We start from the raw sequence: 26588 nt of genomic DNA, 5'->3' as shown, positions 1-26588 counted from the left end.
GGATGAACGGCCGGATGAACGGCCGGATGAACGGCCGGGTGACCACGGGTGGGCGCTCCGCAGGTGGGGGCGCTCACCCCGCTCACCCCCAGGGGTGAGTAAACCTGCGGCGGGGGTGGTGTGGGCGCACGAAATCCGTACGCCCCGCCACTGCGCGCCCATTGACGCTCCCTCCGAACGGCGGCTTCACTCGAAACCGCAGGCACCGACGTGTGCCCGTGATGAGGAGGGAACAGCTCGATGAAGGCCCACCCGACCCGCACCGCACCGGCCCACGACACCGTCGAGCCGCCCGTCCCGAACCTGCTCCCCGTTCTCGCCGCCGGCTGCGGCTGCGGCCCCGGCTGCGGCTGCGGCTGCCAGTCCGGCGCGCCCTGCCAGTGCGGCGGCGCGGACGGCGGCTGCTGCGGCGGCCACTGACCGCCGCCGACCGCGTACGCGCGAAGCTGCCCGGCCGTCCTGGGAGACGGCCGGGCACCCCGCGTTTCCGGGCCGGGGCCTCAGAGCCGCCCGTCCCTGGAACCGCACGTCGCTAGAACCGCCCGTCCCTAGAACCGCACGTCGCTGCAGGAGTAGAAGGCGTTCCCGGTGTCGGCGATCGTCCAGACCGCGACGACCACCTGGTGGCCGGTGCGCCCGCCCGGGACGGTCGCGGTGTGGCTGAGCGTGCCGGGCACCTGGCGGCCGCCGTACGGGACGGTCAGGAACGGCGTCAGGTCCAGGTCGGCCCGGGTGACCGGCCGGCTCGCGTCGTAGCCCTGCTTGGTCAGGTAGTACTTGAAGTCCGTGGTGGCGTGCCGGGCGGTGAAGTTCCAGGTGAAGGTGAGCCGTTGGCCCGCCGTCACCGCCGTGGTCGGCCAGTCGCCGCCGTGCGGGTCGTCCAGCTCGGCGAACCGCGCGTTGCCGCCGGCGCAGATGGTGCCGTCCGCGGGCCCGAGGCTCGGGAAGCCCTTGGGGCCCTCGACGCTCTGCGGCTCCCACTGGATGTCGCCGCAGTCCCAGGGGACGCCGTTGACGTGCTCGTCGCAGAGCGCGGCACGGCTCGGCGGCGTGGTGATGTACCCGTGGGCCTGCGCGGGAAAGGCGAGGGCGATCGGGACGGCCAGCGAGGCGACGGCCGCCCCGACGAGATGACGTGTGCGCATGGTGCTCCTCCGTGGGGGTGGATGGAGTGTGCGCCGGGCGGCGGACGCGCGCGCGTGGGGGTGCGGCGGCCCGGGGCAGGGGAACCCTTGGCATGCTTGCGCCAGCCCGGTGCCCTCACGGTAGGAGCCCCACCCACCGCCGTCAATGGTCTGAACCATTTTGGCCGCACCCCGGCCCGGCCACCCCAACTCGCCCACCGCACCGGCCGGTTGGCCCACCCGCCGACACCGCGACAACGACGAGGGCCCCGCCCCCGGCGAACCGGACGGCGGGGCCCCGAAGGCGTCGGGCCTATGGCGGGCCCTGATGCTGGCCCTACTTCTTGCCCTGGTTCTTGACCGCCTCGATGGCGGCCGCGGCGGCGTCCGGGTCGAGGTAGCGGCCGCCCGCGGTGACGGGCTTGAAGTCGGCGTCCAGCTCGTAGACGAGCGGGATGCCGGTCGGGATGTTGAGGCCGGCGATGGCCTCGTCGGAGATGCCGTCGAGGTGCTTGACCAGCGCGCGCAGGCTGTTGCCGTGGGCGGTGACCAGGACGGTCCGGCCGCCGGCGAGGTCCGGGACGATGGCGTCGTACCAGTACGGGAGCATCCGCTCGACGACGTCCTTGAGGCACTCGGTGCGCGGGCGCAGCTCGCTCGGGATCTCGGCGTAGCGGGCGTCACCGGCCTGCGAGTACTCGTTGTCGTCGGCCAGCACCGGCGGCGGGGTGTCGTAGGAGCGGCGCCAGAGCTGGAACTGCTCCTCGCCGAACTCGGCCAGGGTCTGGGCCTTGTCCTTGCCCTGGAGGGCGCCGTAGTGGCGCTCGTTCAGGCGCCAGCTACGGGAGACCGGGATCCAGTGGCGGTCGGCCTTGTCCAGCGCGATCTGCGAGGTGCGGATGGCGCGGCGCAGCAGCGAGGTGTGCACCACGTCGGGCAGCAGGCCCTCGGCGGCCAAGAGCTCGCCGCCGCGGGCGGCCTCCTTCTCACCCTTCTCGTTGAGGTCGACGTCGACCCAACCGGTGAACAGGTTCTTCTGGTTCCACTGGCTCTCGCCGTGGCGGAGCAGGATGAGTCGGTACGTCGTGTCAGCCATGCGGCCCAGCTTAGTGGAGGGCGGAAAAACCCCTGGGCCGATCACCGGGCTGACGAGTAATGTGTGCACGGCGTACCTGCCACTTACATGCGTCGGCCGGTCGGGCCTGCCCGCGCCGCCCGGTCCTCGCGCCCGCACGCCTGCCCTCGGGAGCCCCCACATGCTCGTCGCCCTGGTCGCCAATCCCCGGATCCGAAGACTGGTGAAGGAGACGGTGGGCGGGCTGCCGCGCGAGTTCTGGTGGCTCTGGGTGAGCACGCTGGTGAACAAGCTCGGCGCCTTCGTGGTGACCTTCCTCGCGCTCTACCTGACCACCGACCGGGGGTACTCGGCCTCGTACGCGGGGCTGGTGGCCTCGCTGTTCGGGCTGGGCTCGGCGATCGCGGCGCTCGGCGCGGGCGTGCTCGCGGACCGGATCGGGCGCCGGCCGACGCTGGTCGCCGCCCAGCTGGGGACCGCGGTGTCCACCGCCGTGCTCGGCTTCATGGACGGCCAGGTGGCGATCGCCGTGGTGGCCTTCCTGGTCGGCCTCTGCAACAACGCCACCCGGCCGCCCACCTCGGCGATCATCGCCGACCTCGTCCCGGCCGAGGACCGGGTCCGGGCGTACTCGCTCAACTACTGGGCGATCAACATCGGCTTCGGCCTCTCCGCCGCCGTGGCCGGGCTGATCGCCGTGCACGGCTACCTCACACTGTTCGTGCTGGACGCGCTGACCACGCTGGTCTGCGCGGTGGTGATCTTCATCCGCGTCCCGGAGACCAGGCCGCAGGAGGCCGAGCCCGGCGCGGACCGGAACGCCGCCGAGCCGCGGATCGGCCTGCTCACGGTGTTCCGGGACGCGCCGTTCATGGCGGTGGTCGGGCTGAACCTGCTGCTCGCGCTGGTCTTCCAGCAGGGCAGCACCACGCTGGCCGTCGACATGGGCGCCTCGGGGATCACCTCCACCGAGTACGGGCTGGTCATCGGCCTGAACGGGCTGCTGATCGTGGTGCTGCAGATCCCGCTCACCCGGTGGATGGAGGGCCGCTCGCGCACCGGGCTGCTGATCGCCAGCTGCCTGTTCGCCGGCTGGGGCTTCGGCCTGGCGGCGCTGGCCGGGTCCTCGGCGTGGCTGTTCGCGCTCTCGGTGGTGGTCTGGACGGTCGGCGAGATCCTGAACGCGCCGACCACGATGGGCCTGGTCGCCGAGCTGGCACCGACCCACGGGCGCGGCCGCTACCAGGGCGTCTACTCGCTCTCCTGGTCGCTCGCCTCGTTCCTCGGGCCGGCGGCCGGCGGGCTCCTGCTCGACCGGTCCGGGCCGGGGACGCTCTGGCTGGTGTGCGGGCTGTGCGGCACGGCCGCGGCGCTCGGGCACGTGGCGCTGGGCCGCCGGACGGGCGGGGCCGAGCGGGTCGGGACGGACTCCGTGACGGAGGTGGCGGCGCCCGCCGCGGAGGCGGGGAAGGCCCCGGCTCCGGAGAAGTCCCCGGAGAAGGCCCCGGCGGGCGCCTGACGGCGTTCGTCAGCCGGCCGCCGGGGGCTCCGGGGCTCCTGCGGCCTGCGGGGCGGCGGCCAGATGGGCGAAGGCGGCCAGGTTGCGGGTGGACTCCCCGCGCTTGGTGCGCCACTCCCACTCGCGCCGGATCGCGGTGGCGAAGCCCAGCTCCAGCAGGGTGTTGAACGGTTCGTCGGCGTTCTCCAGCACCGTCCCGAGCAGCCGGTCCACGGCGTCCGGGGTGAGCGCCTCCAGCGCGAGCCGGCCGGCCAGGTAGACGTCGCCGAGCGCGTCGATCGCGTAGGCGACGCCGTACAGCCGGGTGTTGCGCTCCAGCAGCCAGCGGTAGACGGCCTCGTGGTTCTCGTCCGGGCGGCGGATCACGAAGGCGTTCACCGACAGGGTGTGATCGCCGACCCGCAGGGCACAGGCGGTGTTCAGCTTCCGGGTGCCCGGGAGGGTCGCCACCAGGGTGTACGGGTCGGCGGCGGCCGGCTCCCAGGCCACCCCGGCGTCGTCCAGGGCGGTGCGCAGGAGGGTCAGGGCCTCGTCCTTGGTGCGGATTGCCATGGGAGTGACGTTACTCGTCGGTACCCGCATGGCGCGCGGGACGGCCCGGCCAGACGGGCCCGGACCGGACCGGCCCTGCCAGACGGGCCCGGACCGGACGGGCTCAGACCAGGCGGCGCCGGGCCACGGCCAGCCGCCCGGCCGGGCGGGCCAGGCTGCCGGCGTACACCTCGGCGGTGGTCGCCGCCGCGGTGTCCCAGCCGAAGCCGGCCGCGTGCCGGGCCGCCGCCGCGCCGCGCCGGGCCACCAGCTCCCGGTCGGTGACGTACGGCTCCAGCGCGTGCGCCCACGCCACCGGGTCGTGCCCCTGCACCAGGGTGCCGGACTCGCCGTCCCGCACCGCCACCGGCAGGCCGCCGACCGCGGCCGCCACCACCGGGGTGCCGCAGGCCTGCGCCTCCAGCGCGACCAGCCCGAAGGACTCGCTGTACGAGGGCATCACCAGGGCCGTCGCCGCCCGGTACCAGTCCGCCAGCTGCGCCTGGCCGACCGGCGGGTGGAAGCGCACCACGTCCCCGATGCCCAGCTGGGCGGCCAGCTTGTGCAGGCTCTCCGGGCGGGCCAGCCCGGTGCCGGACGGCCCGCCGACCACCGGCACGACCAGCCGCTCGCGCAGCTCCGGGCGGCGCTCCAGCAGTGCGGCGACCGCCCGCAGCAGCACGTCCGGCGCCTTCAGGGGCTGGATCCGGCCGGCGAACAGCAGCACGGCGGCGTCCTGCGGCAGGCCCAGCCGGGCCCGGGCGTCCGCGCCGGCCCCGGGGGCGCCGGGGCGGAAGACGTCCAGGTTGACCCCGGGGTGGACGACGGCCAGCTGGTCGGGCCGGGCGGCGTAGTGCAGCGCCAGCTCGGCGGCCTCCTCCGTGGTGTTGGCGATCAGCCGGTCGGCCGCCTCGACCACCTGGGTCTCGCCGATCACCCGGGCCGCGGGCTCGGGCGTGTCGCCCTCGGCCAGCGCGGCGTTCTTGACCTTCGCCATGGTGTGCATGGTGTGCACCAGCGGCACCCCCCAGCGCTGCGCGGCCAGCCAGCCGACCTGCCCGGAGAGCCAGTAGTGCGAGTGCACCAGGTCGTAGTGGCCGGGGCGGTGGCCGGCCTCGGTGCGCAGCACGCCGTGGGTGAAGGCGCACAGCTGGGCCGGCAGGTCCTCCTTGACCAGGCCCTCGTACGGCCCGGCGGTGACGTGCCGGACCAGCACGCCGGGGGCCAGCTCGACGGTGGGCGCGTCGTCCGAGCAGATCGCCCGGGTGAACACCTCGACCTCGATGTTCAGCGCGGCCAGCCGCTTGGCCAGCTCGACGATGTAGACGTTCATCCCGCCCGCGTCCCCGGTGCCGGGCTGGTGCAGCGGCGAGGTGTGCACGCTCAGCATGGCTATCCGGCGCGGGCGGCGGCGGCCCGGGACGAGCGACTGGAGCCGGCCGCGCGCGGGCGCGGCGGGCTGGGCACGGCGTACCGAACGGACGGGGTGCTGGATCACCTGGCTGAAGCCTCCTCGTGTGCGGCCCGTCCCGGCGGTCCGCGTCCGGGCCGCCGGCTGTCCGGTGTGCGCTGCCCCGTCCGGGCACACATCACCACCAGTGTGCCAACCACGCGACGGAGGCCGGGCATTCCCGGTTCGGGCGGCGAGATGACGGGGACAGGCCAGTTCCTCGGCCGCGGCGGCAGCCGCGCTGGTCAGAGCAGGTGCGACCGATCCCGGTCGCGGGCGCCGACTACCCTTCTCGGCATGGCCGCCACCTTCGACCCCGCCTCCGCCGCGCCCTCCCGGGGGCGGACCGGCCGGCCGGTGGGCACGGTCACCCGGGGCACCACCAACACCAACCGGCTGCGCCGGATGGACCGCTGGATCGCGCACACCCTGGGCGGCGCGCTGCGCGCCGCCGAGCGGCCGCCGGTGGCGGTCGACCTCGGCTACGGCGCGGCGCCGTGGACGGCCGTCGAGCTGGCCGGGCGGCTGCGCGCGGTGCGGCCGGACGTCCGGGTGGTCGGGATCGAGATCGAGCCGGAGCGGGTCGCCGCCGCGCAGCCGTACGCGGTGCCGCCGCTGCTGACCTTCCGGCGCGGCGGCTTCGAGGTGCCGCTGGACGGCGGCGCCCGGGCGCAGCTGATCCGGGCGGCCAACGTGCTGCGGCAGTACGAGGAGTCGGCGGTGGCCGAGGTGTGGGAGCGGCTGTGCGCCCGGCTCGCGCCGGACGGGCTGCTGGTCGAGGGCACCTGCGACGAGATCGGGCGGCGGCACGTGTGGGTGGCGCTCGGCCCGGAGGGGCCCCGGACGGTGACCTTCGCGGCCCGGCTGGGCGGCCTCGGGCAGCCCTCCGACCTGGCCGAGCGGCTGCCGAAGGCGCTGATCCACCACAACGTTCCGGGCCGGCCGGTGCACGCCTTCCTGGCCGACTTCGACCGGGCCTGGGCGGCGGCCGCGCCGTACGGGGCGTTCGGGGCGCGGCAGCGCTGGGTGGCGGCCTGCACGGCGCTGGCGGGCAGCTGGCCGCTGGTGGACGCGCGGGGGCGGTGGCGGCAGGGCGAGGTCACGGTGCCGTGGACGGCGCTCGCGCCGTAGCGCCGCGCCGTAGCGCCGTGCCGTGGCGCCGTGCCGAGGCGCCGTGCTTTGTCGGAGCGCCTTGGCGGGGCGCCACCCCGCATTCACTCGAACGAGTTATCGAATATCTCTGGCGTGTTGACGCCCCGCCGCGCCACGATGGAGGCCGCCGAGCGGCGGCACCGCGGACCGCTCGGCGGTCGCCGTGCCCTCAGCCGCTCAGCCGCCCAAACGCTCAGCCGTCAGCCGTCAGCCGTCCCGCCCGAACAGCTCCGCCCGGGCCTGTTCGAACACCCCGTACATCTCCGCCCCGAACAGCACGAACCGCACCTCCGCCAGCTCCGCGCCCGCCCGCGCGTCCCCGCCCGCCAGCACCTCGGCGACGGTGGAGAGCGCGATCCGGGCCGCGTCCGCCGGCGGCCAGCCGAAGATCCCGGCCGACACCGCCGGGAACGCCACCGTGCGGGCGCCCAGCTCCGCCGCCGTCCGCAGCGACTCGCGATAGCAGGAGGCCAGCAGCCCCGCCCGCTCCTCGTACTCCCCCTCCAGGAACACCGGCCCGACCGTGTGCACCACCCAGCGGGCGGGCAGCCGCCCGGCCGTGGTGGCCACCGCCCGTCCGGTGGGCAGCCCCTTGCCCCAGTGCGAGGCGCGCAGCCGGCGGCAGTCCGCCAGGATCTCCGGCCCGCCCCGGCGGTGGATCGCGCCGTCCACCCCGCCGCCGCCCAGCAGCGACGAGTTGGCGGCGTTCACGACCGCGTCCACCTGCTGTTCCGTGATGTCACCCTCGACCAGGGTGATCCGCGTCACCATTCCTCGCCCCCGTTCCGACCCGCTCCCGCACCCCCGGGGTGCGGGCCCCGTCCGCCATCCGAGTCCGTTCACCGGACCACTGACCACCCTGCCACCGGCGTGGCACGAGCCACAACGGCGCCGGTCGGCCGGAGAAATCCCCGGAGATCACGTTATGGTCGCGATGGTCGCGAGAAGTTCCCCGCCGCACGGTGCCGACCGGGCACTGCGGACGGACGCCGGCCGTTACGCATGCGGGGAAAGGGAGGAACCACCGATGCCCGCAACGGGAGACGGGCGGGCACCTGGTGCCGCGGACCAGCCGGACGCCCATGACGGCGCCCGGCTCAGCCGTGCCCGCAACCACCCCACCACCACCGGCCCGGCGACCGCTCCCCCGATACCTCACCCCCGCACCCGCGCCTCCCACCTCGGCGACAGCCCGGCACCGGGCGACGCGCCGGCAGACGGCGCCCCGCCGCTGCGGCTGCTGGTCATCGAGGACGACGCCTCCGACGCCCAGCTGATCAAGGCCGCGGCCGCCGAGAGCGGCACCTCGATCGCCCTGCACTGGGCCCGCGGGCTGGACCAGGCCACCGAACTGCTGGCCCCGCCCGCCCCCTCCGCCCGGCGCGGGCGCGGCGCCCGCGGCCCCGAGTTCGACTGCGTGCTGCTCGACCTCGCCTCCCCCGCCGACCTACCGCACCCGTCCGACGCCTCGGACGGGCTGGAGGGGCTGCACGAACTGCTCCGCCGCGCCCCGCACACCCCCGTCGTGGTGCTCACCGACGCCGCCGGGGCGGAGATCGGCGCGGCCGCCGTCGCCGCCGGCGCCCAGGACTTCCTGATCAAGCACGAGACGGACGGCCCGCTGCTGGCCCGCGCGCTGCGCTACGCCGTCGAGCGCAAGCGCGCCGACGAGTCCCAGCGCCGCCTGGTCGAGGCCGAGCTGCGCGGCCAGGAGAACGCCCGCCTGCAGCGCCACCTGCTGCCCACCCCGCTGCTCGACGGCGCCGGGCTCTCCTTCACCCGCCGCTACCGCCCCGGCCGGCGCCGCGCCCTGCTCGGCGGCGACTTCTACGACGCCGTCCGCACCGACGACGGCACCGTCCACGTGGTGATCGGCGACGTCTGCGGCCACGGTCCGGACGAGGCCGCGCTCGGCGTCGCGCTCCGGATAGCGTGGCGCACCCTGGTCTTCGCCGGCCTCACCGGCGAGGCCCTGCTCACCACCCTCCAGCACGTGCTGGAGCACGAGCGGCGCAGCGACGAGATCTTCGCGACGCTCTGCATGCTCGTGATCGAGCCCGGCCGCACGGACACCGGCCTCGACTCGCTCGGCGCCTGCGAGCGGGCCCGGCTCTACCTCGCCGGACACCCCGCGCCGCTGCTGCTCGGCCGCGACCACCGCCCGGTCACCCTGCCCGCCGACCTCGCCGGGCCCGCGCTCGGCCTGCTGCCCTGCCACGACGGGCAGGCCGCATGGCCCGCCCACGACGTCGAACTCCAGCCCGGCTGGCGGCTGTTGCTCTACACCGACGGCCTGATCGAGGGCCGGGTCGGGGCCGGGTCGCGGCGCCTCGGGCAGGACGGCTTGGCGGACCTGGTCGCCGACCACCAGAGCGCCGGGCTGACCAGGGGGCGGCTGGTCGACAGTGCCATCGCCGAGGTCGAGGAGCTGAACGGCGGCGCGCTGACGGACGACGTCGCGGTGCTGCTGCTGGAGCGCAACCCGGTGCAGCTGATCCTGGGCTGACGCCCGGCGGACACGACTCGGCCCGGTCGGGGGATCCCCGGCCGGGCCGATGCGTCCAGTGGCCGGCGCGTTCAGCGGACGGCGCGTTCAGTGGCCGCTCACCAGGGGCCGTACGGGCCGGAGTTGCTCCGGCCGCCGCTCCCGCCGGTCAGCGCCCGGATCGCCGGGCGGACGTCCACCATGTAGACGATCGCCGCGACCAGCCCGGCGAGGGTGAGGAAGCTGGAGAGCGGCATCGCCCCGAACAGCAGGTCCAGGCCGAACGCGATCCCCAGGATCACCAGCCAGAACTGCTTGGTCTTCTTGTCCGCCGCCCGGTAGGCGTCCTCGCGGCGGGAGGCCGCGTCGAGCAGGACGAACAGCTTGAAGCCGAGGATCGCCACCGCCACCCACCAGAACGGGTTCAGGTAGTCCAGGGCCAAGATCTGGAACACTCCACCCACCGTGGTCTCCTCCGTCGTCCGTGCTGCGGCGCCCGGCCGCCCATCCTGGCACGGGTGGCTGTCCGCTCTGCTCTCAACGTCCCGCAGTCACCGGATGTGCCCCGTTCGGCGGCTTTCCACGCCTGCCCGGCGGCCACGCCTAGCGGTCGTCCGCGGCCTTCCGGGCGCGGCCGGTCTTCTTCGGCCCGGCCTCGGCGGGCTCGACGGGCTCCGCGGCCTCGATCTCCACCGGCTCGACGGCGGGCTCGGTGGCCTCGGCGGCCTCGGTCGCGGCGCCCGGACGGGCCTTCTCCACCGCGACCTTGCCGCGCTCGGCCAGCTCGTCGTACGCCTCCCGGGCCTTCACCGCCAGCTCGACCGCGCGGGCCACCTGCTGCAGGGCGAAACCCTGGGCGCGCTCCTGCAGCCCCTTGAGGTCGGTCGGCAGGGCGGTGACCGCCTCGGTGACCTTGGCCTGCGCCCCGGCCACCAGCGACTGCGCCTCCTGGAACCTGGCGGCCGCCTTCTCCTGGGCGCCCTTCGGGTCCGACGCCAGCGCCTCCACCCGGCCCGGCACCTCGCGCAGCTTCTCGTACGCCAGGTCCCCGGCGCCGGCGAGGGCGTACAGCGGGGTCGGGTCGGTGAGGGTCTTCTTGATCTCGTCCGTGATCGGCATGGTTACCGGTCCTCCCGGTGGGTGTTCTGGGCGGCTGGGCCGTCGGTCGTCGCGCCGGCGGCGGAGTCGGAGGCGGCCGGGGCGGCGTTCTCCTTCAGGAAGGCGTCGTAGACCGCGAGCAGCGCCTGCTTCTGCCGCTCGTTGATCAGCGGATCGGCCAGGATCGAGGCCCGCAGCTCGTGGCCCTCGCCCCGCCGCTCCTCCAGGATCCCGGCCTGGACGTACAGCGTCTCCGCCGAGATCCGCAGCGCCTTGGCGATCTGCTGCAGGATCTCCGCGCTCGGCTTGCGCAACCCTCGCTCGATCTGGCTGAGGTACGGGTTGGACACGCCGGCGACCTCCGCCAGCTGCCGCAGCGAGTACTGCGCGTTCCGGCGCTGCTCCCGGATGTACTCGCCCAGCGAGCCGACGTTCAGTGAGGCCATGCCGACAGCCTGCAACACCCCGCTTGCTTTTGCAAGCAGGGCGCTAGCGCCAGCAAACGGATCAGGAGGCCTCGGGGAGGCGGACGGGCATCAGGACGGAGAAGGTGCCGGGCCGGCCGGGGCTGCGGACGGCGAGCGGGGCGATCGGGCCGCCGAGTTCGAGCAGCAGCTGCTCGGGGCGCCCGGCGGCGAGGGCGTCGAGCAGGTAGTCGCGGTTGACGGCGATGCCGGGCCCGCCGGCCGGCCCGGCGGCGACGGCGAGCCGGCCGTCCGGGGTGGGGACGAGGACGCTGACCTCGCAGTCGGCGCCGTGCGGGCCGGAGGGGAGGGTGCGGGTGGCGCCGGTGGCGACGGCGGTGCGCAGCTCGTCCGCCGGGAGGGTGATCCGGTGCCGCGGTTCGAGCCTGGTGACGGCCCGGTGGTCGGGGTAGTCGAAGTCCAGGGCGGCGCCCTCGATCCGGTGCCCGCCGGCCTCGGCCCGGACCCGGCCGCCGCCGAGGGTGAGCACCGCCTCGGCCGGACCGGCGGCGAGCAGCGCGCGCAGCGCGTCCACCAGCGGGGTCGGGACGATCGTGCCCGCGGTCGGCTGCTCGGGCGCCCCGGTGGCCGGGACCTCGGCGAAGGCCATCCGGTAGCGGTCGGTGGCGACCAGTCGCAGCACCGGGCCGTCCGGCTCGAACAGCACCCCGGCGAGGGAGGGCTGCTCGGGGTCGCTGCCGACCGCGAAGCGGACCGCCTCCAGGGCGGCGGCCAGCTCCCCGGCGGGGACGGCGAGGCGGAGGCCTGCGGGCGTGGTGGTCATCGGTTGCTCCCTCTGGTCGATCATCGTGCGGATCAGGGAGAGCTCGCGGCGGGCGTCGGCGAGGCCGTCCTCCAGGCGGCGCAGGTGCGCGTCGAGCACCTGGTGGCCCGCGCCGCTGCCGGGCGCGGCGCCGAGCACCGCGCGGATGCCGGCCAGCGGCAGGCCGACCCGGCGGAGCCGGGCCAGCAGGCGGGCGTCGGCGAGCTGGTCGGGCCGGTACCAGCGGTAGCCGGTCTGCGGGTCGACCCAGGCGGGCGCGAGCACCTGGGCGCTGTCGTAGTAGCGCAGGGTGCCGACGCCCAGGCCGCTCGCGCGGGACAGGGCGCCGATGCTGTGCAGCTCGCTCTCCATGCGGTGACTCTGCGGGCTCGACCTGGTCGAGGGTCAAGCCCGGTCGGCGCGGTGCGCGAGGTGGGCAAGGTGCGCGAGCTTGTGCGGGTTGCGGACGGCGCGGATCGCGGAGACCAGCGGGCCGCCGTCCGGCCCCTCGGCGAAGTCGAGCACGGAGACGGAGTCGACCGCGCCGTCCACGGTGACCAGCAGGCCGGGCTCGCCGTTGACCAGGACCGGGCGGACCGCGGCCCGTTCGCCGAGCTGTCCGAGCACGCCGAGGACGAAGCGGGCGACGTTCCCGGCGCCGGTGACCGGCCGCAGCGCGGCGCGGACGACACCTCCGCCGTCGCTCCAGGTGGTGACCTCGGGGGCGAGCAGGTCGAGCATCCGGTTGAGGTCGCCGCCGACGCAGGCCGCCAGGAACTCCTCGGTGGCCCGGCGGCGCAGCTCCGGCGGGGCGTCGTAGCGCGGCCGGCGGGCCCGCACCTGCGCCCTGGCCCGGCTGCCGACCTGGCGGCAGGCGGCCTCGGTGCGGTCCAGCGCCTCGGCGATCTCCGGGTAGGAGAAGCCGAAGGCCTCCTTGAGCACGAACACCGCCCGCTCCAGCGGGGACAGGCTCTCCAGCACCACCAGCAGGGCGAGGGAGACGGACTCGGCGCGCTCGACGCCCTCGGTCGCGTCCGGTTCGGTGACCAGCGGCTCGGGCAACCACGGGCCGACGTAGGACTCGCGGCGGACGGCGGCGGAGGACAGCCGGTTGAGGGCGAGGTTGGTGACCGTCCGGGCCAGGTAGCCGCCGGGGCTCGCCACCGGGCCGGTCACGGCGCTCCAGCGCAGCCAGGTGTCCTGGACCAGGTCCTCCGCGTCCGCGACGCTGCCGAGCATCCGGTAGGCGATGCCGAAGACCGTGCGCCGGTGCTGCTCGAAGTCGGCCAGACGGGCGTCGGTGGTGTCGGTCACGGTCGGGACGCTACCGCACGGTAGCGGGCGGGCGGGCACGGGCGGGCACGGGCGGGCGCGGGCGGGCGGGCACGGGCGGGCACGGGCGGGCGCGGGCGGGCGGGCACGGGCGGGCGCGGGCGGGCGGGCACGGGCGGGCGCGGGCGGGCGGGCACGGGCGGGCGCGGGCGGGCAGGCGGCCTTCAGCCGAGGAACGCGTCGTAGGCGGGGGCGAGCAGCGTGGCCAGGTCGCGGCCGTGCGCGGTGATGCCGGAGCGGCCGAGGCGGGCGAGCGAGGGGGCGTCCGCGTCCGGCTCGTCCTCGGCGCGGCCTTCCGGGCGCAGGGTGAAGTCGCCGCGCCAGTAGGCGGCGACGTTGACCATGGGGGCATCGGGCTCGCTGCGCTCGCTCACGCGTCCTCCTCGGCGACGGCGTCCTCGCGGGTCAGGGTGATCAGTTCGCGCAGCTCGTCGAGCGGCAGTTCGGTGAGCCGGTGCTCCCCCTCCCCCACCACGGCTTCGGCCAACGAGCGCTTGGCGGACAGGAGTTCGTCGATCCGCTCCTCGACGGTACCGACGCAGACCAGTCGGCGGACCTGGACGTCCCGGCGCTGGCCGATCCGGAACGCGCGGTCGGTGGCCTGCTGCTCGACCGCCGGGTTCCACCAACGGTCCAGGTGGATCACCTGGTTGGCGGCGGTCAGGTTGAGGCCGGTGCCGCCGGCCCGCAGCGAGAGCAGGAACACCCGTGGCCCGTCCGGCGATTGGAAGCGCTCGACCAGTTCCTCGCGGCGGGCGCGCGGGACACCGCCGTGCAGGTACAGCACCTCCTCGCCGAGCCGGCGCTCCAGGTACGGGCGGAGCATCGCGCCGAACTCGGCGTACTGGGTGAAGACCAACGTCCGGTCGCCCTCGGCCAGCGCCTCCTCCAGCAGTTCGGCGAGCCGGGCGACCTTGCCCGAACGCTCGCCCAACGGCGATCCGTCGTGCAGGAGTTGGGCCGGGTGGTTGCAGACCTGCTTGAGCTTGCCGATCGCCGCGAGCACCGTGCCGCGCCGCTCCACGCCCCGGATGCCCTCGACCCGCCGCAGCAGGTCGGCCACCACCGCCTGGTAGAGGCCGGCCTGTTCGGCGGTGAGGTTGCACCAGACGGTCATCTCCTGCTTGGCGGGCAGCTCGGCCGCCACCGCCGGGTCGGACTTGAGCCTGCGCAGCACGAACGGGGCGGTGCGGCGCCGGAGTTCAGCGGTGCGCTCGGGGTTGCGGTGCAGCTCGACCGGAATCGCGTAGCGCTCCTTGAAGCGCTCGGCCGGGCCGAGCAGGCCGGGGTTGGCGAAGTCCAGCACGGCGTGCAGTTCGGAGAGCCGGTTCTCCACCGGGGTGCCGGTCAGGGCGATCCGGTGCCGGGCGACGGGCAGCACGCGGATCGCCCGTGCCTGCGCGGTACCGGCGTTCTTGACGTGCTGCGCCTCGTCGGCGACGATCCGGCGCCAGCGGATCGTGCGCAGCGCGGCGAGATCGCGCTGGACCAGCCCGTAGGTGGTGACGACCAGGTCCACACCCTCGACGGCGGCGGCGAGCCGGTCGGGGCCGAGGCGGCCCGAGCCGTGGTGGACGTACCGGCGTAGGCCGGGGGCGAAGCGCTCCGCCTCGCGCTGCCAGTTGCCGACCAGCGACATCGGACAGACCAGCAGGGTCGGGCCGGTGGCGCCCCCGGCCTTCTCCGCGGCCAGCAGGGCGAGGGTCTGGACGGTCTTGCCGAGGCCCATGTCGTCGGCCAGGACGGCGCCGAGCCCGAGGTCGGACATGGTCCGCAGCCAGGCCAGCCCGCGCCGCTGGTACGGTCGCAGCTCGGCCCGGAAGTCCGGTGGGGGGTCGGCGCGTTCAGGCCCGGCCGGGACGTCGGCACGGCCGGCGAGCAGGTCGCCGAGCGGGCCGTCCACCCGGACGGAGGTGACCGGCAGCCCGGCGACGGTCGCCTCCGGGTCGAGGGCGAGCCGCAGCAGGTCGGCGGTGGGCAGCACACCGTCGCGCTGCTCGGCGAGGAAGGCCAGCGCGGCGGCGATCTGGGCCGGGTCGGCCTCCAGCCAGGTGCCCCGGACGCGCACCAGCTCCTGTTTGGCGGCGGCGAGTTCGGCCAGTTCCCGCTCGGTGAGCGGGGCGCCGTCCGGGCCCAGCGCGGCCTGCCAGCGGAAGGCGACCACGGCGTCGTGGTCGACCTGACTGCTGACGGCGAGCGAGCCCGGCGCGGGCGGGGCGGCGGCGCGCAGGGCCAGGCCGAGCCGGGGGCGGCGGCGCCACCAGGCGGGCAGCAGCACGCCGAAGCCGGCCTCGGCGAGGGCGGGGGCGGCGGTGCGCAGGAAGTCCAGCGCGCCGGCCCGGTCGAGCGGCAGGGCGGACGGGCGGGAGCGGTGGCGCAGCGCGTCCAGGGCGGGCCAGCGGTGGGCGGCGCGGGCGAGTTCGGCGACCAGGACGTCGGCCGGGTCGACGTCCTGCCCCCCGGGTCGGGCGGCCGCGCGGGTGAGCGCGGCCCGGGCGGCGCCGCCCTCGTGCAGGTCGGCGGCGCGGACCAGCAGGGAGGGCTCGTCGACGGCCTGGAGCAGGAACTCCAGCCGCCAGGCGTCGTCGGAGGGGTGACCCTCGGGGTCGTCCGCGTCGGGGCCGAGCGGTTCGACCAGGCGGAAGCAGAGCCGCAGCGCCGGCTCGGCGGGTTCGGCGGCGGCGTACCAGGCGGCGAGCCGGTCGCGCAGTTCGGCGACGTCCTCGGGCGGGGCGGCGACCTCGGCGACGGGGCCGGTGAGGGCGTGCAGCCAGCGCTCGGGGGTGGTGGCGCCGGCCGGGAAGGGCGCCCCGGCCAGGGCCGCGCGGGCCTCGGCGTCCACCAGGGCACCGAGCGCCTCCACCAGCAGCGCCTCGCCGGTGGGGGCGGGGCGGGCGGGCCACTCCCCCAGCAGGACGGGCGGGCAGCCCGCCGCCAGCGCGGCGGCCTCGCGGCGCCCGGCCGGGCCGAGGTCGGGGCGCCACCGGGCCTGCGGGCCGTCGCCGGGGACGGCCTGCGGCAGCACCCGGCCGTGCCCGACCGCCCGCCAGGCGAGGTCGTGCACGCCGGTGAGCCAGCGCAGCGCGGGGCCGTGGACGACCTCGACCCGGCCGGTGCCGGGCAGGTCGGCGTCGGTGACGGCCCAGTGCGGGTCGAAGACCTCGCCGAGCAGCTGGGCGGCCGCCCCGGGCTCGAAGAGCAGGGCGGGCACCCGCCAGGGGGTGAGCACGGCGCCGCCGCGCGGCGGGGTGACCGGCAGGTCGGGCGAGGGGGCGGGCAGCGCGCCGACCGTGGGCAGCAGCAGGCCCGCCCAGCGTTCGGGGGCCTGCGCGGCGAGCCAGCCGAGGCCGGGGCCGATGCCGCCGAGCACGGTGGCCAGCTCGCCGGCCGGACAGGCGTACGGGTGGGCGTGCGGGGCGGGCCGGTCGGCCCGGGGGGCGGCGCCGGTCAGGGCGCCGGGGTAGCCGCGGGCGTCCTCGGCCCAGAGCGCCAGCCGGCCGTCCGCCCGCCACAGCGCGTGCAGGACGAACATCGGGACTCCCAGGGGCGGACGGCGGGGCTTTTCGCAGCCTAACCGGGTGGTCCGACACTCTTCCGGACGTAGTGGTTGAAACTTGAACGAGACGGGGCTACAGTGGAGTCAACAAGTTGAAGCCTAAACAAATGGCTTCGGACCCGAGGAGGAGCCATGGGCCTGTTCAACCGCAGCAAGACCGCCACCACCACCGTCACCGCCGTCCAGACCCCGGCCGGCCCGGACCTCTCCCACCTGAGCGGCGACTGGGCGATCGACGCCATGCACAGCGAGGTCGGCTTCTCGGTCCGCCACGCGATGGTCACCAACGTCAAGGGCCGCTTCACCGAGTACGACGGCAAGCTGCACCTGGACGGCGCCGCCCCGGCCAACTCCTCGGCGGAGCTGGTGATCAAGGTCGCCAGCATCGACACCAACCAGGCCCAGCGCGACGAGCACCTGCGCACCGGCGACTTCTTCGCCGCCGACAGCTACCCGGAGATCCGCTTCCGCAGCACCTCCGTCGAGCGGCTGAACGGCGACACCTACCGGATGCACGGCGACCTGACCATCAAGGACGCCACCCGCCCGGTCGTCCTCGACCTGGAGTACACCGGCAGCGCCACCGACGCGTACGGCGCCGAGCGGGTCGGCTTCGAGGGCAAGGCCGTCGTCGACCGCACCGAGTTCGGCCTGACCTACAACGCGGCCCTGGAGACCGGCGGCGTGCTGATCGGCGAGAAGGTCAAGCTCAGCTTCGACATCTCCGCCGTCAAGGCCGCCGCCTGACCCGGCCGCCCCCTGATCGCACCGTCCCTGCCGGTCCCCGACGGCAGGGGCGGTGTCCTGCTTCCGGCGCCCGCCCCGAAGGCGCCGCCTGCTTCAGGCGCTTGCTTCCGGCGCATGCTTCAGGCGCATGCCCCGAGGGCCGCGCGCTCAGCCGAGCAGCGCCGCGTCCGGCGCGGGCAGCCAGCTGCCCGGTGGGCGCCGCAACCAGCCCTCGGCCGCCCCGAGCCCGGCGGCCGCGCCGGCCAGCGCCCGCAGTCCCGGGTGGCGCTCACCGGGCCGGTGCACCAGGCTGACCAGGCTCAGCGGCACCGGCTCCACCAGCGGCACGTTCACCGCGCCCGGGATGCGCGGGCCGCCGACCGTGGTCAGCATCGGGTCGCCGTGCCGGGCCAGGTAGCGGGCGGTCTCGTCCACTCCCACCGGCGGCACGTACGGGGCGGCCGCCGTCAGTCCGTGCTCGCGCAGCAGCCGGGTGCCGAGGTCGGCCCACTCGGTGGTGGCCGGGTTGCCCGCGCAGACGTCGACCGGGTGCCCCGCGAGGTCGGCGAGCCGCAGCGCGGACCGGTCGGCGAGCGGGTGGGTGGCCGCCATCATCACCGACATCCGCTCCAACCGCACCGGCAGCTGGGCGAGTTGGTCGCGCACCTCGGCGGGCAGCCCGGCGAAGCGGCCGAACGAGGCGTCCAGCCGGTGCGCCAGCAGCTCGGCGGCCGCGGCCGCCAGCCCGCCGTGGAAGCGGGCCAGCAGCTCGCCCTCCGGCCAGGCGGCGCGGGCCCGTTCGAGCACCCGGTCGGCGGTCAGGTCCGGGCCGTCGACGTCGCTGTTGAGGTCGAGCAGCAGGGGCCGGGCGGTGGCCGCCGCCCCGGCCAGGATCTCGTCGTGCAGCGCCAGCAGCCGACGCGCCTGGGGCAGCAACCGCCGCCCGGCCGGGGTGAGTTCGACGCTGCGGGTGGTGCGGCTGAACAGCGCGTCGCCGAGCAGCCCCTCCAGCGCCCGGATGTCGCGGCTGAGCGCCTGCTGCGCGACGTGCAGCCCCGCGGCCGCCCGGCCGAAGTGCAGGGTCTCGGCGGTCGCGACGAAACCGCGCAGCAGACGGGGGTGCAGGTCACGGGGCATGGGCGGCAGACTAACAACCGGGCCGCCCCGAAGGGATCATGGGCGACCGGAGCGGATCCGGGAACGGATCCCGGAGCGGATCCGGAAGCGGGTCCCGGAACCGATCGACAACACCCTGTTGTGAATGCGGCGGAACAGGTGTTGGACCGCGGGCCGCCGCCCCCGCGAAGCTGACGGGCATCCCCACCCCTCCCCCGCCCAGGAGCCCCATGCCCCCGCGCGCCCTCCTCCCCTCCTACCGCCGCCTGTTCGCCGCCCCCGGCACCGTCGCCTTCACCCTGGCCGGTCTGCTCGGCCGGCTCGCGATGTCGATGAGCGGCGTCTCGCTGGTCATGCTGCTCACCGAGCGGCGCGGCTCGTACGCGCTGGCCGGCACCGTCGCGGCGGCCGGGCTGGTCACCGGCGCGGTCGGGCTGCCGCTGTTCGGACGGCTGGTGGACCGCTACGGGCAGGCGCGCGTCGCCGTTCCGGCCGCGCTGTACGTCTCCGTGCCGCTCGCCGCGCTGCTGCTGTGCGTCCGGCTCGGCGCACCGAACTGGACGCTGCCGCTCTGCTGGGCCGCCGGCGCCGCCGCGCCCAACCTCGGCGGCATGGCCCGGGCCCGCTGGGCGCACCTGTACCGGGACGACCCGGCCGCCCGGCACCTGGCCAACTCGCTCGAACAGTCCCTGGACGAGCTCTGCTTCATGTCCGGGCCGGTGCTCGGGATGCTGCTCTGCACGACCTTCGTCCCCGAGGCCGGGCTGCTCACCGCCTGGGCCCTGGGCACCACCGGCGCCCTGCTGTTCGCCGCCCAGCGGCGCACCGAACCGCCCCTCGCCGAGCCGGAAGGCGCCGAGCCGGAGGGCACCGGGCCCCATGCCGGTTCACCGCTGCGGGTGCCCGGGCTGCGGGTACTGGCGCTGACCTTCCTGGCCACCGGCATGATCTTCGGCTCCACCGAGATCACCACCGTCGCCTACGCCGACGCGCTCGGCCACAAGCCCGCCGCCGGGCTGCTGCTGGGGCTGGTCGCGGGCGGATCCTGCGTGGCGGGGCTGCTGTTCGGGCTGCTGACGCCGCGCCGGGCACCGGGCGTGCGGTTCCTCGCCGGGGTGGCCGCGATGGCCGGGGTGCTGCTGCTGCCGCTCGCCGCCGGGCTGGGCGGGGTCGGGCTGGTGCCGCTCGGGGCGGCACTGTTCGCGGCCGGCACGGCCACCGCGCCGACCATGGTCACCGGGATGACGCTGATCCAGGACCTGCTGCCGCAGCGGCAGTTGAACGAGGGGATGGCGGTGGCGGTGTCCGGCATCGTGGTCGGCATCTCGGCCGGCGCCGCGCTCGCCGGGGCGGTGGCCGAGCACACCGCCCCGGGCACCGGGTACGCCCTGCCCGCCGGCGCGGCCGCCCTCGCCCTGCTGATCGGGCTGGCCGGGCGGCGGCGCCTGCTGGACGGCGACCGGCGGGAAAATCCCGCGCCGGCTGTCAGCGCCCCGGTCTAACGTTCGGGCATGACGGGGGACACCACGGGGATCAGCTACGTCCGGGGCGACGCCACCGCGCCCCGGGGCAAGGGCGTGAAGGTGATCGCCCACGTCTGCAACGACCTGGGTGGGTGGGGCAAGGGCTTCGTCCTCGCCCTGTCCAGACGCTGGCCCGAGCCCGAGGCCGCGTACCGGCGCTGGCACCGGGAGCGGGCGGGGAACGACTTCGGGCTGGGCGCGGTGCAGCTGGTGCGGGTCGCGGAGTACGTCTGGGTGGCCAATCTGGTGGGCCAGCGCGGCATCCGGACCGGCCGCTCCACCGGGGTGCCGGTGCGGTACGAGGCGATCGACGCCGCGCTGGCGGCGCTGGCCGGCCACGTGCTCGACCTCGGCGCCTCCGTCCACATGCCGAGGATCGGCTGCGGGCTGGCCGGCGGCCGCTGGGAGCGGGTCGAACCGCTGGTGACGGCCCGGCTGGTGGCGCGCGGGGTGCCGGTGACGGTCTACGACGCGGACTGAACCGGCGGCCACGCGTAGACGTACTCCGGCAGCACGAAGCCGCCGGGGAAGACGCCGTCCTGTTCGCCGGCGCGCACCCCGCCCTCGCGCTCGTAGAAGGCGATCGCCCGGGTGTTGGCGCGCAGCACCTCCAGGTACAGCTCGGCCGCCGGGTGCCGCTCGGCGAGGTGCGCGCGGGCCGCGGCGAGCAGGGCGCGGCCGATGCCGCCGCCGGTGAGGCCGGGCCGTACGTGCAGGTTGTCGAGCAGCACCCGGCCGTCCGGCTCCGGGACGAGGTAGGCGAACCCGACCGGCTCGCCGTCGCGTTCGGCGATCAACAGCTCGGGGGTCGACTCCGGGCCGCCGTAGTCGGCGGTCAGCCGCAGCTCCCACAGCTCGCCGCGCTCCTCGGCCAGCCCGTCGCCGAGCGCCGCGGCGGGGACGAAGTCCCGGTAGGCGGTCCGCCAGCTGAGCGCGTGCAGTTCGGCGACGGCGCGCGCGTCCGCCGGGCCGCCGCTCCGGACGACGACCGACCCGGCCGGCCCACTCTTAGAACTGATCATGTGACGATACTCCTACGGATTGGAGTTGAACGCGTTCAAGTAATGCCCCTAGAGTGCTGTCACCGAACTTCCGGACGTGTTCCACACCAGGGGGCGGTAGGTGCGGCACCGGATGCGGAGGGGGCATCCGGTGCCGCACGCACCGACAACCACCAGGGCCCCGGCTCCGGTTAGGCTCGTCCCCGTGGACGACCTGGCAGCGACGAACCGAACGGACGGCGAGCACGGGCCCGCCGACACCCCGGCGGCCCCCCGCGCGGAGCGCGAGCCGCTGCCCGCCACGGAGACCGGCGCGCTGCCCGGCGGCCGGGCGCAGCCGAAGACCGACAAGAGCGAGGCGACCAGGGCACTGATCCTGGAGACGGCCATGCGGCTGTTCCAGGAGCGGGGCTACGAGAAGACCACCATGCGCGCGATCGCCGCCGAGGCGGGCGTCTCGGTCGGCAACGCCTACTACTACTTCTCCGCGAAAGAGTTCCTGATCCAGGGGTTCTACGACCGGATGACCCACGACCACGCCGCCGAGGCCCGGCGCCGGATGGCGCACACCCGGGACTTCACCGAACGGCTGGAGATCGCGCTGGCCTCCTGGCTCGACACCGCGGCGCCGTACCACGAGTTCTCCGCGCAGTTCTTCCGCACCGCCGCCGACCCGACCAGCTCGCTGAGCCCGTTCTCGAACGAGTCCCACCCGGCCCGGGCCACCGCGGTCGAGCTGTTCCGCGAGGTCCTGGTGGGCTCCGAGCTGGCGCCGAAGCTGGACGCCGAACTGGTCGAGCTGCTGCCCGACGTGCTCTGGCTCTACCTGATGATCGTGGTGCTGTACTGGGTCTTCGACCGCACCCCGGACACCGAGCGGACCAGGGAGTTCGTCCGGCGCTCCACGCCGATGTCGGCGCGGGTGATCAACCTGTCGCGCTACCGGGTGTTCCGGCCGATCGTGCGCGACGCCAAGGGGCTCATCCAGGACTTCATCCTGCCGACCATCGGCCGGACGGCCGTCAAGTAGCCCGCTCCGCACGCGACTCGGACAGGCCGGAGACCGGACCGCCCACCCGGCGATCCGGTCTCGAAGGTCCCGGAGGTCCCGAAGCTCTCGGAGGCCCAAAGGGCCCCGAAGGGTGCGCCGGCTCAGAAGATGTCCGGCGTCCAGGCCCGCAGCGGGGCGCGCAGCAGCAGGTCGGCGGCGGCCGCCGCGCCCGGGCGCAGCTCCGTCACCAGACCGGCCGCGACCAGCCGCGCGGCCGTCTCGGACCCGAGGTGGAACGAGCCCAACTCGCTCGCTCCCAGGGCGAGATCGGCCTCATCGGTGGTGCGGGTGCAGCGGCCGACGCCGCCCTCCCCCACCTCGATCGCCCACCGGCCCGCGGCGTAGCCGAGCCGGTCCTCGACCGCCAGCACCACCCGGCCGGGAGCGCCGTACGTCCGGGCGTTGAAGGCCGCCTCGACGTCCAGCACCCGGACCCAGGTGAAGTCGGAGTTGGCCGCGTGCGGGGTGGCCCCCCGCGGGTCGTTGAGCAGCAGCGGCAGCGGGTCGTCCGGGCCGAGGTTGGACACCGAGACCTTGCGCACCCAGTCGACGGAGAGGACCAGGCGCCACAGCGCGGCGGCCGCCGCCAGGTCGAGCGCGAGGAAATCGGTGACGTTGAGCGTGCAGTTCGGGTAGCTGCCGTCCCAGCTGTCGGTGACCCGGTAGGTCACCAGGCCGGTGACGGTGCCCTCGGCGTCCCGGTGGACGGCCGCGAACGGCTCCGAGAAGCCCTCGGCCGGGTCCACCACCGCGCCGGTGCGGCGCTTCCACCACTGCTCGGAGCGGGTGATCGCACCGGGCTGGACGAGCCGCCAGCGGTCGTGCAACTCCGGGCCGATCGTGGCCAGTTCCGCCATGGTGACGAAGTCGACCCGGCCGCCGGGGGCGGTCGGCAGGTCGTCCCGCAGGCCCTGCGCGCGCTGCAGGTCGATGTTCCAGCCGTGGCCGAGGGTGGCCGGGCCGAAGCCGTACCGGCCGTAGATGCGGTACTCGGCGGCGATCAGGATGGCGACCGCCGAACCGCGCTCGGCGGCGGCGGCCAACTCCCGGCGCATCATGGTGCCGAGCAGGCCGCGGCGGCGGTGGGTGGAGAGGACGGACACGTTGGTGATCGCGTCGGCCGTGACGGTGCCGCCGCCCGGCACGGTCAGCTCCGTGTCGAAGCCGCGGAAGGTGGCGACCATCCGCTCGCCGTCCAGGCCGGCCAGCCAGCGGCCCGGCCGCCAGTCCGCGCGGCGCAGCTCGGTCGCGCTCGGCGCGTGCGGACGGTGGAAGCCCAGGAACAACGCCCGCTCCCAGGCTGCCACTTCGTCCTCGGCGACCGCCCGGACCGTGAGCCCGTTCACGACGTCCACGGTCGTCCCGTCAATGCTGTTGCCCATGGAGCCTCACCGTAGGGCGACTCCACGGGCGGGGCACCCGATTTATTTCGTGGGCGTCGCGCCGGGCCGGCTACTCGGCGCTCGCCCCGGTGTGCTCCCCGGCCACGACCACCCAGCGGTTGGTCCGCAGCCACCGGTCGGCGAAGTCCAGGTCCCGCTCGCCGACCAGCCGGAAGCCGAGGGACCGACAGATCCCGTTGGACGGACCGTTGGTGACGCCGGGGTTGGCCTCGATCTCGCCCCACCGGCCGTCCCGGGCGGCCTCGTCGAGCAGCTGCCGCACGGCCGCCTTGGCCAGGCCCTTCCCCTGGAACTCGGGCAGCACCGCCCAGCCGATCTCGGAGACGGTGACGCCGTCCTCCGTCGCGGACCACAGCACGACCCCGCCGGCCGTCCGCCCGTCGTCGTCGACGATCATCCGCGCCCAGAGGGTGTCCCGCGCGACGCCCTCGACGTCCTTGCGCAGCCGCGCCTCGACCGCCTCCCTCGGGAGCGGACCGCCCAACTCGGCCATCATCTCCGCGTCGCACCGCATCCGGACGTACACCTCCACGTCCCCCGCCTCGACATTCCGCAGTCGCACCGCGCCCTCCTCGCCATCGATCGGAACGGACCACGCTAGCCGCCGCCACCGACAAACCCTGGCGCGCCCGCGCGCCGGTCTGGCAGGCTCGGCCCGGTCGAGCGGTGAACGGCGGTGAACGGTCTCCGGGGGGAGCCATGGACGGCGACGACATCTACAACTACCAGCACGCCCAGCACCTGGAGGCCTACTACCACCGGCGCAACCTGGTACGGGCCCTGGCCGCGCTGGCGGTCGGCGGGTGGCTCTGGGCGGTCGGGCTGCTGTTCGTCCCGGCCCACGCCTCCGCGCTCGGGGACGAGGTCGACTGCGGCTCCCCGGCCCTGTACGAGAAGCCGGACCTGCGCTGGCAGCGGGAGGCCTGCGACCAGGACGTGGCCGGCCGCACCCGCGACGCGGTGACCGTCACCGTGCTGACGCTCCCGCTGGCCGGCGCCTGGATCCACTTCGGGATCACCCTGCGCGACCGCCGGGCGGCCGTCGAGGCGGCGGCGGGCGAGTAGCCTACGGCGGTCATGATCGTCGATCGGCGGACAGCGGGGGAACCATGGGAGTCGCGGAACTGCTGGCGGAGAAGGACGCCCGGGCGCGGCGCAGGAGCGCCATGGCGAGCCGGGCCGGCACCGCCGCCGTGTGGCTGGTCGTCTCGGCCGGCTGGCTCTGGACGTGCTACCTCGCCTTCGTCGACACCTGCGGCCGGAACGGCTACCACGACGACTGCGCCCGGCAGAACTCCGTCGTCATCCGGACCGGCCTGATCACCGCCCTGGTGACGGTCTGCTGGCTGTACGCCCGGGCGGTGCGCCGGATCCGGCAGCTGGAGGAGGACCTGGACGCGCTGCGGCCGTAGGACCCGCCCCCTGGGGTTCACTGGTGCGCGAAGTCCCGCGCACCGAGGAGGCCGAGGCCCGTGGCGAAGTACGTGATCACCCCGGAGGTGGCCCTGCGGCTCGTCCGGGACGGCACGCCGCTCCCGGACGGGCGGCAGCTGCTGGCCCCGACGCTGCTGCGCTCGCAGCTGCTGGCGCTGCTCTACGGCGCCGTCCGCCGGGGCGAGCTGACCGCGGGGGACGCCGAGCGGGCCCTCGACCGGGTGCGGGCGCTGCGCGTGCGGCTGCTCGGCGACCGGGTGCTGCAGTCCACCGCCTGGCGGATCGCGGAGCGGCTGGACGCGCCGGACACCCTCGGCGCCGAGTACCTCGCGCTGACCCGGCTGCAGGCCGACGCCCTGGTCACCCTCGACCCCGCGCTCGCCGCCGCCGCCCGCGGCGTCGTCCCGCTCGCCCCCTTCGAGGCGCTGTTCGAGCGGTAGCACCGGGGACCGGCCCCGGCCGGGCCTCAGGGCCGGGCGTAGTAGTCCGGGGTCCCCATGATCCAGAGGCTGGCCTGCTTGATCGGCATGCCGGCGCGCGGGGCCTCGACCATCTGGTCGTCGCCGATGTAGAGACCGACGTGGTGGATGTCGGCGGCGCGGCCGGTCTCGGTCCAGAAGACCAGGTCGCCGGGGCGGAGCTGGCGGTAGGTGACCGGGGTGGACTGGGCGTACTGGTCGGCGGCGAAGTGGTTGAGCTGTTTGCCGCCGGTGCGCCAGGCCATCATGGTCAGGCCCGAGCAGTCGTACCCGGCCGGGCCCTCGCCGCCCCAGACGTAGGGCAGGCCGATCTTGGACTTGGCGAAGGCGACGGCGGCGGCCGCGCCCTCCGCGGACCACGGACGGGCGGGCGGCGGCTGGGCAGCGGGCCGGGCGGCGGCCGCGGCGGCCTCCGCCTCGCGGGCGGCCTGCTCGGCGGCGGCCCGGGCGGCGGCCGCGGCCTCACGGGCGGCGATCTCCTCCAGAGCCTCGCGGCGGCGGCGTTCGAGCTCCACGGTGGTGTCGCGGGCGGCGGCGAGTTCGGCGAGCAGCTGTTCGCGGCGCCGGTCGGCCGCGGCGACCTCGGTCCGCTGCGCCGCGAGGCGCTGCTCCGCCCGGGCCTTCGCGGCGCCGACCTCGGTGGCGGCCCGTTCGGCGGCCCCGGTGGCGGCCCGGGCGGCGGCGGAGGCGCGGGCGGCCTCGGCGGCGGTGTCGGTGGCGGCGTCCAGGATCTGCCGGGTGCGCCGGCTGACCACGCTGATGACGGCGGCCCGGTCGCCCGCCTCGCGCGGGCCGCGGGCGGCGAGCAGGGCGTTGATCGCGGAGAGTTCGGCGCCGCCGCCCTGGCGGTACGTCTCGGCGGCCAGCTGCGCGGCGTCCTCGACGGCCGCCGCGCGGGCGGCTTCGGCGGTGGCGGCGCGGCCGGCGGCGGCGGTCTCCTCGGTGCGGGCCCGGGTAAGGGCGAGCTGGGCGCCGTTGTAGGCCTCGACGGCCTGTTCGGCGCTCCGGCCGGCCCGGTCGAGGTCGGCCCGGGCACTGGTGAGCGCGGCCTCCAGGGCGGTGGCCGAGGCGGCCTTGCCATCGGCCCGGGCACGGGCGCGGTCGATGTCGTCGGTGCTCGGGTACGGGGTCTCGCCCCGGGCCGGGCCGGCCGCCGGTTCGGGGTCCGCCGGGGCGGCCTGGGCGGCGGGCAGCAGCCCGAGCAGCCCGGTGAGGGACAACAGGAGGGTCGGCAGGAGCCTGCGCGCCACGCGACATCCCTTCTCACGGGTCACGTGCGCGGGGACGGCTGCGGACCGCGGCGGGC

28 protein-coding genes are annotated in these 26588 nt (G+C 75.6%); 11 read left to right on the top strand and 17 right to left on the bottom strand.

Features of this window, described 5'->3' with window-relative positions; translation table 11 throughout:
• Window positions 1-240 precede the first annotated feature (240 nt).
• Complete coding sequence (locus AB2U05_RS18325; RefSeq protein ID WP_045697239.1) at window positions 241-420, top strand: hypothetical protein; 180 nt, start codon at window positions 241-243, stop codon at window positions 418-420.
• 128 nt (window positions 421-548) lie between these two features.
• Here the strand turns inward: AB2U05_RS18325 and AB2U05_RS18320 are convergent, their stop codons facing one another.
• Together AB2U05_RS18320 and AB2U05_RS18315 are read right to left on the bottom strand one after the other, a co-directional pair.
• A complete protein-coding gene (locus tag AB2U05_RS18320; RefSeq protein WP_369183755.1) occupies window positions 549-1145 on the bottom strand; it encodes a lytic polysaccharide monooxygenase in 597 nt (198 codons plus the stop codon).
• 316 nt (window positions 1146-1461) lie between these two features.
• The gene (locus tag AB2U05_RS18315; protein WP_045697235.1) at window positions 1462-2220 is read right to left on the bottom strand and encodes a phosphoglyceromutase; all 759 of its coding nucleotides are present in this window, start codon (window positions 2218-2220) and stop codon (window positions 1462-1464) included.
• 160 nt (window positions 2221-2380) lie between these two features.
• Here AB2U05_RS18315 and AB2U05_RS18310 point away from each other — a divergent pair, with 160 nt between their 5' ends.
• Window positions 2381-3718, top strand: coding sequence for an MDR family MFS transporter (locus AB2U05_RS18310; protein ID WP_369183754.1), 1338 nt, complete (start codon window positions 2381-2383; stop codon window positions 3716-3718).
• 9 nt (window positions 3719-3727) lie between these two features.
• Here AB2U05_RS18310 and AB2U05_RS18305 read toward each other — a convergent pair whose 3' ends face one another.
• Together AB2U05_RS18305 and mshA are read right to left on the bottom strand one after the other, a co-directional pair.
• Entirely contained in the window at window positions 3728-4270 is a 543-nt protein-coding gene (locus AB2U05_RS18305) for a YbjN domain-containing protein (protein ID WP_045697233.1), read from the bottom strand.
• A 103-nt stretch (window positions 4271-4373) separates the two neighbouring features.
• The gene (gene mshA / locus AB2U05_RS18300) at window positions 4374-5747 is read right to left on the bottom strand and encodes a D-inositol-3-phosphate glycosyltransferase (protein ID WP_045697230.1); all 1374 of its coding nucleotides are present in this window, start codon (window positions 5745-5747) and stop codon (window positions 4374-4376) included.
• Between the two features lie 249 nt (window positions 5748-5996).
• On the opposite strand from mshA, the gene AB2U05_RS18295 reads away from it, so the two are divergent.
• Window positions 5997-6830 carry a methylase gene (locus tag AB2U05_RS18295; protein WP_045708742.1) on the top strand — a complete coding sequence of 278 codons (834 nt, stop codon included), beginning with the start codon at window positions 5997-5999 and terminating at the stop codon, window positions 6828-6830.
• Between the two features lie 228 nt (window positions 6831-7058).
• Here the strand turns inward: AB2U05_RS18295 and AB2U05_RS18290 are convergent, their stop codons facing one another.
• On the bottom strand, window positions 7059-7619 hold the full coding sequence (locus tag AB2U05_RS18290; protein WP_208615468.1) for an O-acetyl-ADP-ribose deacetylase: 561 nt from the start codon (window positions 7617-7619) through the stop codon (window positions 7059-7061).
• A gap of 259 nt (window positions 7620-7878) precedes the next feature.
• Here AB2U05_RS18290 and AB2U05_RS18285 point away from each other — a divergent pair, with 259 nt between their 5' ends.
• Window positions 7879-9357, top strand: a complete 1479-nt coding sequence (locus AB2U05_RS18285) for a PP2C family protein-serine/threonine phosphatase (protein WP_369183753.1) — start codon at window positions 7879-7881, stop codon at window positions 9355-9357.
• Between the two features lie 98 nt (window positions 9358-9455).
• On the opposite strand, the gene AB2U05_RS18280 is transcribed toward AB2U05_RS18285, so the two are convergent.
• From AB2U05_RS18280 to AB2U05_RS18250, 7 genes are all read right to left on the bottom strand, one after another.
• Window positions 9456-9791, bottom strand: coding sequence for a DUF2516 family protein (locus tag AB2U05_RS18280; RefSeq protein WP_244178800.1), 336 nt, complete (start codon window positions 9789-9791; stop codon window positions 9456-9458).
• A gap of 148 nt (window positions 9792-9939) precedes the next feature.
• The gene (locus AB2U05_RS18275; protein WP_045708744.1) at window positions 9940-10455 is read right to left on the bottom strand and encodes a hypothetical protein; all 516 of its coding nucleotides are present in this window, start codon (window positions 10453-10455) and stop codon (window positions 9940-9942) included.
• A 2-nt stretch (window positions 10456-10457) separates the two neighbouring features.
• Window positions 10458-10880 carry a helix-turn-helix domain-containing protein gene (locus AB2U05_RS18270; RefSeq protein ID WP_045697218.1) on the bottom strand — a complete coding sequence of 141 codons (423 nt, stop codon included), beginning with the start codon at window positions 10878-10880 and terminating at the stop codon, window positions 10458-10460.
• 61 nt (window positions 10881-10941) lie between these two features.
• Window positions 10942-12033 carry a MerR family transcriptional regulator gene (locus AB2U05_RS18265; RefSeq protein ID WP_369183752.1) on the bottom strand — a complete coding sequence of 364 codons (1092 nt, stop codon included), beginning with the start codon at window positions 12031-12033 and terminating at the stop codon, window positions 10942-10944.
• Window positions 12034-12066: 33 nt separating this feature from the next.
• The gene (gene sigJ / locus AB2U05_RS18260) at window positions 12067-12900 is read right to left on the bottom strand and encodes an RNA polymerase sigma factor SigJ (protein ID WP_369185966.1); all 834 of its coding nucleotides are present in this window, start codon (window positions 12898-12900) and stop codon (window positions 12067-12069) included.
• 257 nt (window positions 12901-13157) lie between these two features.
• On the bottom strand, window positions 13158-13367 hold the full coding sequence (locus tag AB2U05_RS18255; RefSeq protein ID WP_369183751.1) for a hypothetical protein: 210 nt from the start codon (window positions 13365-13367) through the stop codon (window positions 13158-13160).
• Window positions 13364-16525, bottom strand: coding sequence for an SNF2-related protein (locus AB2U05_RS18250; RefSeq protein WP_369183750.1), 3162 nt, complete (start codon window positions 16523-16525; stop codon window positions 13364-13366). Before AB2U05_RS18250 ends, AB2U05_RS18255 begins: the two co-directional genes overlap by 4 nt.
• Before the next feature lie 156 nt (window positions 16526-16681).
• Here AB2U05_RS18250 and AB2U05_RS18245 point away from each other — a divergent pair, with 156 nt between their 5' ends.
• The gene (locus AB2U05_RS18245) at window positions 16682-17296 is read left to right on the top strand and encodes a YceI family protein (RefSeq protein WP_369183749.1); all 615 of its coding nucleotides are present in this window, start codon (window positions 16682-16684) and stop codon (window positions 17294-17296) included.
• A 147-nt stretch (window positions 17297-17443) separates the two neighbouring features.
• Here AB2U05_RS18245 and AB2U05_RS18240 read toward each other — a convergent pair whose 3' ends face one another.
• A complete protein-coding gene (locus AB2U05_RS18240) occupies window positions 17444-18412 on the bottom strand; it encodes a LysR family transcriptional regulator (RefSeq protein WP_045697208.1) in 969 nt (322 codons plus the stop codon).
• Window positions 18413-18621: 209 nt separating this feature from the next.
• Between AB2U05_RS18240 and AB2U05_RS18235 the strand changes: the two genes are divergently transcribed.
• Both AB2U05_RS18235 and AB2U05_RS18230 read left to right on the top strand, forming a co-directional pair.
• A complete protein-coding gene (locus AB2U05_RS18235) occupies window positions 18622-19893 on the top strand; it encodes an MFS transporter (RefSeq protein ID WP_369183748.1) in 1272 nt (423 codons plus the stop codon).
• A 9-nt stretch (window positions 19894-19902) separates the two neighbouring features.
• The gene (locus tag AB2U05_RS18230) at window positions 19903-20394 is read left to right on the top strand and encodes a macro domain-containing protein (RefSeq protein WP_045708750.1); all 492 of its coding nucleotides are present in this window, start codon (window positions 19903-19905) and stop codon (window positions 20392-20394) included.
• Here the strand turns inward: AB2U05_RS18230 and AB2U05_RS18225 are convergent.
• Window positions 20379-20936: a GNAT family N-acetyltransferase gene (locus tag AB2U05_RS18225; RefSeq protein WP_045697201.1), complete on the bottom strand. Its 558-nt coding sequence runs from the start codon at window positions 20934-20936 to the stop codon at window positions 20379-20381. The genes AB2U05_RS18230 and AB2U05_RS18225 overlap by 16 nt on opposite strands.
• Window positions 20937-21120: 184 nt before the next feature.
• Here AB2U05_RS18225 and AB2U05_RS18220 point away from each other — a divergent pair, with 184 nt between their 5' ends.
• Window positions 21121-21945, top strand: a complete 825-nt coding sequence (locus tag AB2U05_RS18220) for a TetR family transcriptional regulator (RefSeq protein ID WP_369183747.1) — start codon at window positions 21121-21123, stop codon at window positions 21943-21945.
• Between the two features lie 122 nt (window positions 21946-22067).
• On the opposite strand, the gene AB2U05_RS18215 is transcribed toward AB2U05_RS18220, so the two are convergent.
• Both AB2U05_RS18215 and AB2U05_RS18210 read right to left on the bottom strand, forming a co-directional pair.
• Complete coding sequence (locus AB2U05_RS18215) at window positions 22068-23348, bottom strand: GNAT family N-acetyltransferase (protein ID WP_369183746.1); 1281 nt, start codon at window positions 23346-23348, stop codon at window positions 22068-22070.
• A 70-nt stretch (window positions 23349-23418) separates the two neighbouring features.
• Window positions 23419-23931: a GNAT family N-acetyltransferase gene (locus AB2U05_RS18210; protein WP_369183745.1), complete on the bottom strand. Its 513-nt coding sequence runs from the start codon at window positions 23929-23931 to the stop codon at window positions 23419-23421.
• Window positions 23932-24068: 137 nt separating this feature from the next.
• Here AB2U05_RS18210 and AB2U05_RS18205 point away from each other — a divergent pair, with 137 nt between their 5' ends.
• From AB2U05_RS18205 to AB2U05_RS18195, 3 genes are read left to right on the top strand one after another with little or no spacing between them, the layout of a single operon-like run.
• Window positions 24069-24434, top strand: a complete 366-nt coding sequence (locus AB2U05_RS18205; RefSeq protein ID WP_369183744.1) for a hypothetical protein — start codon at window positions 24069-24071, stop codon at window positions 24432-24434.
• Between the two features lie 44 nt (window positions 24435-24478).
• Window positions 24479-24781 (top strand): hypothetical protein, encoded by a 303-nt coding sequence (locus AB2U05_RS18200; RefSeq protein WP_369183743.1) that lies wholly within the window; start codon window positions 24479-24481, stop codon window positions 24779-24781.
• A 60-nt stretch (window positions 24782-24841) separates the two neighbouring features.
• Window positions 24842-25243, top strand: a complete 402-nt coding sequence (locus AB2U05_RS18195; protein WP_369183742.1) for a type II toxin-antitoxin system VapC family toxin — start codon at window positions 24842-24844, stop codon at window positions 25241-25243.
• A gap of 26 nt (window positions 25244-25269) precedes the next feature.
• Here the strand turns inward: AB2U05_RS18195 and AB2U05_RS18190 are convergent, their stop codons facing one another.
• The gene (locus AB2U05_RS18190) at window positions 25270-26532 is read right to left on the bottom strand and encodes a C40 family peptidase (protein WP_369183741.1); all 1263 of its coding nucleotides are present in this window, start codon (window positions 26530-26532) and stop codon (window positions 25270-25272) included.
• Window positions 26533-26588: the final 56 nt, after the last annotated feature.

The organism is Streptomyces sp. Y1 (assembly GCF_041053115.1).
Taxonomy (GTDB): Bacteria; Actinomycetota; Actinomycetes; order Streptomycetales; family Streptomycetaceae; genus Kitasatospora; species Kitasatospora rubellomurina.
This window is presented reverse-complemented; position numbering and strand designations above follow the sequence as displayed.

Bases quoted from the DNA above. Each gene is read 5' to 3' on its own strand.
- AB2U05_RS18205 (WP_369183744.1), top strand. From the start codon at position 24,069: ATGGACGGCGACGACATCTACAACTACCAGCACGCCCAGCACCTGGAG.
- AB2U05_RS18215 (WP_369183746.1), bottom strand. From the start codon at position 23,348: ATGGGCAACAGCATTGACGGGACGACCGTGGACGTCGTGAACGGGCTC.
- AB2U05_RS18245 (WP_369183749.1), top strand. From the start codon at position 16,682: ATGGGCCTGTTCAACCGCAGCAAGACCGCCACCACCACCGTCACCGCC.
- AB2U05_RS18310 (WP_369183754.1), top strand. From the start codon at position 2,381: ATGCTCGTCGCCCTGGTCGCCAATCCCCGGATCCGAAGACTGGTGAAG.
- AB2U05_RS18250 (WP_369183750.1), bottom strand. From the start codon at position 16,525: ATGTTCGTCCTGCACGCGCTGTGGCGGGCGGACGGCCGGCTGGCGCTC.
- AB2U05_RS18240 (WP_045697208.1), bottom strand. From the start codon at position 18,412: ATGCCCCGTGACCTGCACCCCCGTCTGCTGCGCGGTTTCGTCGCGACC.
- AB2U05_RS18270 (WP_045697218.1), bottom strand. From the start codon at position 10,880: ATGGCCTCACTGAACGTCGGCTCGCTGGGCGAGTACATCCGGGAGCAG.
- AB2U05_RS18225 (WP_045697201.1), bottom strand. From the start codon at position 20,936: ATGATCAGTTCTAAGAGTGGGCCGGCCGGGTCGGTCGTCGTCCGGAGC.
- AB2U05_RS18295 (WP_045708742.1), top strand. From the start codon at position 5,997: ATGGCCGCCACCTTCGACCCCGCCTCCGCCGCGCCCTCCCGGGGGCGG.
- AB2U05_RS18320 (WP_369183755.1), bottom strand. From the start codon at position 1,145: ATGCGCACACGTCATCTCGTCGGGGCGGCCGTCGCCTCGCTGGCCGTC.
- AB2U05_RS18200 (WP_369183743.1), top strand. From the start codon at position 24,479: ATGGGAGTCGCGGAACTGCTGGCGGAGAAGGACGCCCGGGCGCGGCGC.
- AB2U05_RS18305 (WP_045697233.1), bottom strand. From the start codon at position 4,270: ATGGCAATCCGCACCAAGGACGAGGCCCTGACCCTCCTGCGCACCGCC.
- AB2U05_RS18230 (WP_045708750.1), top strand. From the start codon at position 19,903: ATGACGGGGGACACCACGGGGATCAGCTACGTCCGGGGCGACGCCACC.
- AB2U05_RS18265 (WP_369183752.1), bottom strand. From the start codon at position 12,033: ATGGAGAGCGAGCTGCACAGCATCGGCGCCCTGTCCCGCGCGAGCGGC.
- AB2U05_RS18275 (WP_045708744.1), bottom strand. From the start codon at position 10,455: ATGCCGATCACGGACGAGATCAAGAAGACCCTCACCGACCCGACCCCG.
- sigJ (WP_369185966.1), bottom strand. From the start codon at position 12,900: ATGCTCGGCAGCGTCGCGGACGCGGAGGACCTGGTCCAGGACACCTGG.
- AB2U05_RS18285 (WP_369183753.1), top strand. From the start codon at position 7,879: ATGCCCGCAACGGGAGACGGGCGGGCACCTGGTGCCGCGGACCAGCCG.
- AB2U05_RS18325 (WP_045697239.1), top strand. From the start codon at position 241: ATGAAGGCCCACCCGACCCGCACCGCACCGGCCCACGACACCGTCGAG.
- AB2U05_RS18315 (WP_045697235.1), bottom strand. From the start codon at position 2,220: ATGGCTGACACGACGTACCGACTCATCCTGCTCCGCCACGGCGAGAGC.
- AB2U05_RS18235 (WP_369183748.1), top strand. From the start codon at position 18,622: ATGCCCCCGCGCGCCCTCCTCCCCTCCTACCGCCGCCTGTTCGCCGCC.